At 67.8% G+C, this 2,110-nt stretch carries 2 protein-coding genes; both read right to left on the bottom strand.

Annotated elements, in window-relative coordinates; genetic code table 11:
* Nucleotides 1-688: efflux RND transporter permease subunit (locus tag RKP46_RS06090; RefSeq protein ID WP_311105810.1), on the bottom strand; the 688-nt coding region annotated here is incomplete at its 3' end.
* 36 nt (nucleotides 689-724) lie between these two features.
* Nucleotides 725-2,110, bottom strand: a 1,386-nt coding sequence (locus tag RKP46_RS06085; RefSeq protein ID WP_311105809.1) for an efflux RND transporter periplasmic adaptor subunit, incomplete at its 5' end; no start/stop codon positions are given.

The following is a 2,110-nucleotide window of genomic DNA, read 5'->3' as shown; positions in this document are numbered from 1 at the left end:
GCACCATGTACTCGGTCTCGGCCATCTCGACGACGCGGCCGCCGACGTCGCGGTTCGAGTCGCGGATGACCTGCGCCACCCTGGCCAGCGGGATGCCGTAGGCGCGCAGCTTCACCGGGTCGACGGTGACCTGGTAGGTCTGAACGAAGCCGCCGATCGAGGCTACCTCGGCAACGCCATGGGCCTTGGTCAGCTGGTAGCGCAGGTACCAGTCCTGGATGCTGCGCAGCTCGGCCAGCGTCTTCTCCTTCGCCACCAGCGCGTACTGGTAGACCCAGCCGACGCCGGTGGCGTCCGGCCCGATCTGCGGCGTCACGCCTTTGGGCATGCGGCCGGCGGCGAAGTTGAGGTATTCGAGCACGCGCGAGCGCGCCCAGTAGATGTCGGTGCCGTCCTCGAAGATGATGTAGACGAAGGAGGCGCCGAAGAACGAGAAGCCGCGCACCACCTTCGACTTCGGCACCGACAGCATGGCAGAGGTCAGCGGGTAGGTGACCTGGTCCTCGACCACCTGCGGCGCCTGCCCCGGCACCTCCGTATAGACGATGACCTGCACGTCGGAGAGGTCGGGCAGCGCGTCGATCGGCGTCCTGAGCACGGCGAAGATGCCGGCGAGCACGACGAACAGCGTCGCCAGCAGCACGAGGAAACGATTGCGGCCGGACCAGTCGATGATGGCGTTGAGCATGGCGGGTTCTCTTTCTTGTTCTTGTCGCGCGGACGCTTAGTGCTTGTGTGCGGGTGCCGCCTGCGGCGTGATCTTCGTCACCACCCACTCGCCCGGCTGGCGCTCGACGAACTCGAAGCCGATCGCGGTGCCGGGCTTCAGCCCCTGCAACAGCGCCGGATTCGCCGCCTTGAACTCCATCGTCATCGCCGGCCATTTCAGGCTGGGCACCGGGCCGTGCGCGAGCATCAGCGTGCCGGCTTTTTCGTCGATGCTGTCCACTGCACCTTCCGCCTGGTGGCCGACCGCCTTTGTCGTGGCCTCGGCCGGCGCCGCACCGTGGCCGGCATGGCCGAGGCCGCCCAACGCCGCCTTCAGGTTGCTCTCGGCGTCGATCAGGAAATTGGCGGCGACGACGACCTCGTCGCCCTCGGCGATTCCTTCGAGAACTTCCACATGCGTATCGCTGCGCCCGCCCAGCTTCACCTCGTGCGGGAAGAAGACGCCCTCGCCGCGGCGGACGAGAACGACGCGGCGCGTGCCGCTGTCGATGACGGCGGAAGCGGGAACGGTCAGCACCGGCTTCGGCTCGCCGGTCGCCACCTCGACCTGGGCGAACATCGCCGGTTTCAGCAGCCCGTCGGGGTTGGCCAGCTCGATGCGCACCGGCACCGTCCGCGTCGCCGCGCTCAGCGTCGGGTAAACGTAGGTCACCCGGCCCTCGAAGCTGCGCTCGGGATAGGCGTTGATGCGCACGCTGGCCTTCGTCCCGTTCCGGACCTGTCCGATGTCCTGTTCGAAGACGTCGGCGATGACCCACACCGACGACAGGTCGGCGATCTGGTAGAGCGCTTCGCCGGGCATGAAGCGCATTCCCTGCACGGCCTTCTTCTCGGTGACGATGCCGGCAACCGGCGAATGGAAGGTCAGGGTCCGCTTCGCTTCGCCGCTGCTGGCGAGCGCCTTCAGCTGGCCGTCGGAGATGTCCCAGTTGCGCAGCCGGCGCTGCGCCGACTCGGCCAGTTGCCGCATGCCGGACTCGGCGGTGCCGCCGGCAGACTGGAGCGAAGCCAGTCCCTCGGTGGCGATGGCGTATTCGCGCTGGGCCGACACCAGCTCCGGGCTATAGACCTCGAACAGCGGCTGTCCCCGGCCGACCGGCTGGCCGGTGACGGCGACGTGCAGGCGTTCTACGTAGCCTTCGAACTTCGGCGAGATGGCAAAGAGTCGACGCTCGTCCGGCTCGATCCGGCCGGCCGCGCGCACCGTGCGCGACAGCACGCGCAGCTGGGCCGGCTCGCTCTTGACGCCGAGCTTCTGCACCTTCTGGGTGCTGATCTTGACCGATCCGGCAGGGCCCACTTCGTCGGCATCCTCGCCGCCTTCGTAGACCGGAATGTAGTCCATGCCCATCGGGTCCTTCTTCGGCACCGGCGAGGTGTC

The sequence above is a fragment of the Accumulibacter sp. genome (assembly GCF_031732815.1).
In the GTDB taxonomy this organism is placed as follows: Bacteria; Pseudomonadota; Gammaproteobacteria; order Burkholderiales; family Rhodocyclaceae; genus Accumulibacter.
This window is presented reverse-complemented; position numbering and strand designations above follow the sequence as displayed.